This window comes from Bradyrhizobium sp. P2_E8, from assembly GCF_056403875.1.
The window spans coordinates 1-5,984 of sequence record NZ_JBFUES010000439.1 but is presented as its reverse complement, the minus strand read 5'-3'; the positions used below and the strand labels follow the sequence as shown (position 1 = coordinate 5,984).

Sequence of the window (5,984 nt, the reverse complement as noted above, 5' to 3'; positions counted from 1 at the left end):
GCAATGAGAGCGGCCCAGGGATCGGTCGCAATCACCTCGTCGCCGAACAGAACGAGAGACAGCAGTCCCGAAGTGTGCCGCCGAAACGCGCTGTCGAGAATTCCGTGGGTCTTGCCAACACCAGCTTCGCCGCGGAGCAGCATGCCGGCAGCGGCTGGCAACTGCCCGTCTGGACGAACAGCCAGAATTTCGACCTCGCGAAGGACGGCAAGGAAGTCCCGCAGTTGATCGAGCGACGCCATCGGAAAGGCGACCATGTATTCCGCCTGGTATTGGCGAAATCCTGGACTGTCAGCATTCTCGCCGTGTATGGCGATCAGGCCCGCCTTGATCTTTGGCTCCAAGGCGGTGGCGCCCGCCAAGGACAGCTCGACGGCTTGCCGGAACCCAGGGCTACCAAGACGTTCGGGGTTCTCTGCTGCATCGGTCAGAATTTGCTGCAGCGGCAGGGCCGCCTGTGCAACCGCCCTTGCCTCGGGCGCCAGTTCTTCGGGTGAACTGCCCAATGGCTCTATCGTGCTCTCCGCAGTACGACGCCACCTGTCGAACTTCTCGACGAAATCCGCTGCGAGCTGCTCGATCTTCTGGATCCAGACCTGCGAACGTCCAAATGCTTGCAATGCCTCATCCAGCGGTGTCGCCACCGATAGCTGCGGGCTGTAGCGCGGGCCGGCCTGCGCACGTGCGTCCGTCAGCCGGTCGACGAACCAGGCGGAGGTAAGGGCTTCCCGGTCGAACCAATAGCGCGCAAGGCCGCCGGTCGTGTCTGTCACGGCCAGGCGCCCTAGCAGCTCGCTTTCACCCCAGACATCGAATTGAACAGTCCGCCCCGCAGCGGACAGCTCCGCCTGCCATTCGGTAATCCAGGCCGCAAGCTTCTCGTGCTGACCCTTCTTGGGCTTGCCGGCCTTGGAACCGGTCGCGGCCGTCAGATTGAACGGCAGGCAAATGGTGTACCGCACAAGTCTAGGGTAGTTCGCCGTGGCCTGCCGCACGGATTCTGTCAGCTGTTCCTTTTGCTTTGCGCCAAGCGTTGAGAAGAACTTGGCTTGAAGTCCCCAGACTTCATGAGCAGGTAACGTCCAAATCGCCTCGACGCCGCCGTCCCCACCGTCGCCGCGAACGCGGCGGTACCGGCTGTTAGCCGCGGAGACTTCGGGCGCGCGCCGAAACAGCTGGCAGCAGAACTCCTCAAAGGCGCCGCGAACGCCCGTAGCATCCAAACGGAGGTTAGCCATTTGCGGCATCGCGTCAGGCATCGACTGTCCCGGGGTTAGACCTAACAGGCCGCAGGGTTAACTTCCTACGCGGAAGCTTCTCTCAACCACCTCTCAGTTTTCAGAGATCGCCTCATGCCGCCGAATCGCGAGGAGTGCTGAGTAATTTTCATCAGGTGGAAATGGTGCGGTAAAGAGACGCGAAGCTGTGACCTGTCGTTAAGCACGACTGTTTTTGGAACTAGACGACGTATCCTGTCGGTGCGGTAGCTATGTGGTAGCTAACAATCGGATCGTTCGAGCGGATACTGGGGTAACGCTTTGATTTTGCTGGTACAGTTGGGTGGGCTCGAACCACCGACCTCCTGTTCCACAGAACGAAGGTCAAGACCTTCAAACGCACCAGTTTCGCACCAGAAACAGCGCGAACGAAACGCCACGAACGTGATTGAACCCCGACGAAAACGCAGCAAAATCAACGAAGGCGATCGTTAGTCTGCCGCTCATAACGGTCCGGTTGCGGGTTCGATGTCCGCAGTCACCGAGGCAAGAATGATCAAGCTGCAACATTTTCCGCACCAGACGCATCGCTCAGGGWTCGGGTAGTCAACCGTAAAAGCGATGACACGCCACTGCTCGGGCCGCCCTCCTATTCGCACTCGAGGCTAGCCGAATGCCCGCACCCTTGCCGACGGGCTTTTCATGGTCGCTGTTGTCTGTCCCTGATCAGTCGACGGAGCGCGGAGGCGAAAAGTGACCGGGCGTTGTGGAGGGAAGCCGCCAAAAGCGGAATTGTGCAACTCGGGTTCGATTTGCAAATAACGGACTCTAGGAAAGCGCGATGTCGCCACGCTCTCCCCTCCCCGCCCGCTATCCTCCGACCGGCGCATGGCCCACGGTTATGCGTGCCGATATGGCAGCCGCATATCTTGATTATCGTGATACAGGTGAGCTGGCGCGCGGGGTGAGCCGGGGTGAGGCGCCTCCACCGATCGGCTATCACGGAATTGGACGCGCGAAAGAACCGATCTGGTCTAAGGCGGCCATTGACAATTTCCTCGAGCCAGATTCGGATAGTCCCGCAAAACAAGACTTGGCGTCACTCGTATGAAACCGCCTCGCACAGCATTGAAGCTTCCGCGCTATTGCCGGCGAAAGCCGTTGAAGAAGGGGCGATGGGCATACTTTTTTGAGCCACCGACGTGGGCCCGCGCACAGGGTTGCAAAATTGAAGCCGAAGCATTGGGGCAGGATTACGGGGCCGCCGTCGATCGTGCGGAGAACGTCCTCTTGCCGGCGTTCGATAGCTGGCGGTCTCGCGGCCTAACAGACATGGTGCCGGCAGCCGTGACGCCAGGATCGTTTGACTGGCTAGCGGGCGTGTTCAAGGCGCACCAGAAGTGGAAGGAGATCGATCACAAGACACAGCGTCTTTACGAGCAAGGCTTGTCATTATTCGCCAACCACCGGCTGAAGGATGGCACCCGAGCCGGCTCAAAGCAGATCTCAGATTTCACGAAAGGTTTCGTGGACGCGGTTTATGCGAAGTTGCTCGTCGTCGAGGATAAGGACGCAGATGGCAACGTCGTAATGCGAGAGCGCCGACGCTTCGCGAATGCCGCGATGGTCGCCTGCCGGCGGGCGTGGTTCGTCGGCCAGCGCGCAGACGAGAAGAGGGTTCCAGCCATCAATCCGTTCTCGCGCATGGGGTTGAAGGCACGCGCTCCCGGTCAGGCCGTGCGCGAGACGCCGACCGCGACGTGGGAAGATCTCGTTGCATTCCGAGCCGCCGCAAAGGACCTTGGATATCGGTCGGTGGCGACGGCCTCGCTTGTGACCTGGGAATGGCTGCAGCGGGAAGAGCACGTCTTCGGAGCCTTCGAGATCGCTCACTATCGACCCAAGGAGCGCCCGAACAGCGTCAAGATCGTGCATCCCAAGAACGGTGAGGAAGCGTGGTGGCCGCTGTTCGACGAGGCTGGCGAAGCCCTTTTCCCGGAGCTGATGGCCGAACTCGACGAAATCAAGAAGACGACAGTCTCAGGACTCGTTTTCCGGCGGGATCACGCCCACCGTAGATCTCGCACGCCGCTACCTTGGATCACCGATAAGAAGGATCTTCGCTATCTCCGGGATGTGGTGAAGGAGATCATCCGTTCCGCCGGGCTTCGAGAAGAACTCTCGTTCACCTCCTTCCGCCACGGCGGCTTCACTGAGGGAGCCGACAGCGATCTCACGGATGCTGAATTGCGCGCGGCCGGACGGCACCGGTCCGCGAGACAGCTCCCGACATATGCGAAGCGCACGCGCAAACAGCTCATTTCGGGCACGAAGAAGCGTCGCGAGGAGCGAACAAAAGCAGCCGGTTTGTCGGAATAGCCGCTGACCGCTTGTCGGAATGGCTACCCTGCGAAGTCGCCAAGCTATTGAAAAGCTTGGTGGGCGCACCAGGGCTCGAACCTGGGACCCGCTGATTAAGAGTCAGCTGCTCTACCAACTGAGCTATGCGCCCGAAAGGCGGTGAATGCCTTGCGAGGCCGGTCGTTTAGCAAAGCGATCCGGGTCTGGCAAGCGATGCGGCGAATGTTTTCCAAGGGTTCGTCGATAAGCCCTGAAATGCGAAAAGCCGCCGGATTCCAGCGGCTTCGCCAAGGCTAATCCCGGGAAAATCCGGGGTGGCTCAGAGCCGGCCCTCGCGATCCCGGTCCGGGCCGYCGTCACGGTCGAAACGGTCGCCATGGAAGTGGTCCATGCCGCGCTCCATCATGCGGTCGATGCCGCGTTCCATGAAATGGCGGTGCGGGCCGTCCTCGCCGCCGCCGAACGGGCCGCGGTGACGGGTCAGCGCGGCGAGGCGCCGCTTCTGGCCCTCGTCCAGGGTCTTGTAGAGGGGATCGGCGGCATCGGCGATCTTCTTCAGGGCCGCGGAGGAAGCCCCCATGTCCTCGGCCTGCTGGCGCAGGCGGGCGACCGGATCCTCCGGCTTGTCGGCGGCGCCGGGGGCGCCATTCATGCGCGCATTGGCGCGGTCGATGCGCAGCTTGGCRAACTCGCGCACGGCGGCCTCGACCGGCGGCCACAGCTTCTCCTGGTCGGCGTTGAGCTTCAGCCCGGCATGGACGGCGGCGATCCGTGCGTCGACGAAGGCGGCGCGGTCCTCGGGGTTCATGCGGACGTGGCGGAAGTGCTCCATCCACGGGCGATGAAATTGGGCATAGACCGCGCCCGAGCCGGCGATGCTGAGCACGGCGATGGCGGCGATGGTGAACTTCCTCATCCGAACCTCCTCTGGAAGGATGCCCTGAAGATGGGCGCCGCGCGCCTCGCGCGCAACTTACAACTTGGACAGGAAGGGCGTCCTGACGAAGATGTAACGCCCGATTTTACCTCCAGCCGCAACCGGAAATCATTCGCAACAAAAAGGGCTTCCGCGCCTGGCACGGAAGCCCCTTCATTCATACATTGGGTCAGTTGGTCGTGCTCTTCGATTCCTTCAGGAATTCGTCGATCAGCGGCTGGCCGACGCGGCTGGCGGCATCCTTGTAGACCGGCTCCATCGCCTTGCGCATCGCCTCGTCCTGCTCCGGCGTGAGCTTGATGATCTCGCTCTTGCCGCCCTTCTTGATCTCGGCCAGCGCGTCGTCGTTCTCCTTCTGCGACTGCGCGTTGTTGAAGTCGGTCGCCTCCTTCATCGCCTTCGACAGCTGCTCGCGAATGTCGGCCGGCAGATCGTCCCAGAACTTCTTGTTCACGATCACAACGTAGCCGATGTAGCCGTGGTTGGTCTCGGTGATGTACTTCTGCACCTCGTGCATCTTCTGGGTATAGATGTTCGACCAGGTGTTCTCCTGCCCGTCGACCACGCCGGTCTGCAGCGCCTGGTAGACTTCGCCGAACGCCATCACCTGCGGCAGCGAGCCGAGCGTCTTGAACTGGGCCTGCAGCACGCGCGAGGACTGGATGCGGAACTTGACGCCCTGGTAATCGGCTGGCGTCACCAGCTTCTTGTTGGCGCTCATCTGCTTGAAGCCGTTATCCCAATAGGCAAGGCCGGTGATGCCCTTGGAGTCCAAAAGCTTGAGCAGACGGAGGCCGAGCGGGCCTTCCGTCACTTTCCGCAGCGTCTTCAGGTCGGGAAGGATGTAGGGCAGATCGAACACCTCGAACTCGCGGATGCCGAGCGGGCCGAATTTCGAATTCGACGGCGCCAGCATCTGCACGCTGCCGAGCTGGAGCGCCTCGAGCTCTTCCTTGTCCTTGTAGAGCGTCGAGTTCGGATAGACCTCGACCTTGACCTTGCCGCCGGTGTACTTCTCGGCGAGCTCCTTGAATTTTTCCGACGCCTTGCCCTTCGGCGTGTCGGTGGCGACGACGTGGCTGAACTTGATGATAACAGGCGATTGGGCCGATGCCGGCCCGGTCAGCGCCAAAGCCGCTATCGATGCCGCAGCCCAAATGAGTTTCCGCATGCTTCCTCCAGTACGTTTTTGTGGGGCACGGACCGCCGGCCCCAAGCCTTAAATTCTTGGGAGGCAGCTTTATAGAGAAGCAGGCTGAGGCGCCATTGCCCCTTAGCAGGGGTCTCCTTGCAAAAATGCTGTATCCGGGCGGAAACGCCCGCGGCGGCGATCAACGAAAAACGCGGTGCCAAGGGCACCGCGTTTCCGCCGTTTCATCCGGAGCGTGAACGTTCAGCTCGCCGCGGCCGTCGTCACCGTGTCGCGCTGGCGCTTCATGACGATCTTGTTGAGCGCGCCGAGATAGGCC

Annotated in this window: 5 protein-coding genes and 1 tRNA gene; 2 read left to right on the top strand and 4 right to left on the bottom strand. The window is 61.3% G+C overall.

From position 1 onward, the window contains the following. On the bottom strand, window positions 1–1,259 hold a 1,259-nt coding region (locus tag AC1D00_RS22975; protein WP_477012225.1), incomplete at its 3' end, for a hypothetical protein. A gap of 1,119 nt (window positions 1,260–2,378) precedes the next feature. On the opposite strand from AC1D00_RS22975, the gene AC1D00_RS22970 reads away from it, so the two are divergent. Beyond that, window positions 2,379–3,596, top strand: a complete 1,218-nt coding sequence (locus AC1D00_RS22970; protein WP_477012224.1) for a hypothetical protein — start codon at window positions 2,379–2,381, stop codon at window positions 3,594–3,596. A gap of 57 nt (window positions 3,597–3,653) precedes the next feature. Here AC1D00_RS22970 and AC1D00_RS22965 read toward each other — a convergent pair. The 3 genes from AC1D00_RS22965 to AC1D00_RS22955 form a co-directional block, all read right to left on the bottom strand. Further along, a tRNA-Lys gene (locus AC1D00_RS22965) sits at window positions 3,654–3,729 on the bottom strand. Window positions 3,730–3,897: 168 nt separating this feature from the next. Continuing rightward, on the bottom strand, window positions 3,898–4,494 hold the full coding sequence (locus AC1D00_RS22960) for a Spy/CpxP family protein refolding chaperone (protein ID WP_477012223.1): 597 nt from the start codon (window positions 4,492–4,494) through the stop codon (window positions 3,898–3,900). Window positions 4,495–4,684: 190 nt separating this feature from the next. After that, complete coding sequence (locus tag AC1D00_RS22955; RefSeq protein WP_135176955.1) at window positions 4,685–5,686, bottom strand: TRAP transporter substrate-binding protein; 1,002 nt, start codon at window positions 5,684–5,686, stop codon at window positions 4,685–4,687. 117 nt (window positions 5,687–5,803) lie between these two features. Here AC1D00_RS22955 and AC1D00_RS22950 point away from each other — a divergent pair. Further along, on the top strand, window positions 5,804–5,984 hold a 181-nt coding region (locus AC1D00_RS22950; RefSeq protein ID WP_477012222.1), incomplete at its 3' end, for a hypothetical protein.

What these genes read in the sequence shown, in the direction of transcription:
- AC1D00_RS22955 (WP_135176955.1), bottom strand. Translation starts at nt 5,686, where the DNA reads ATGCGGAAACTCATTTGGGCTGCGGCATCGATAGCGGCTTTGGCGCTG.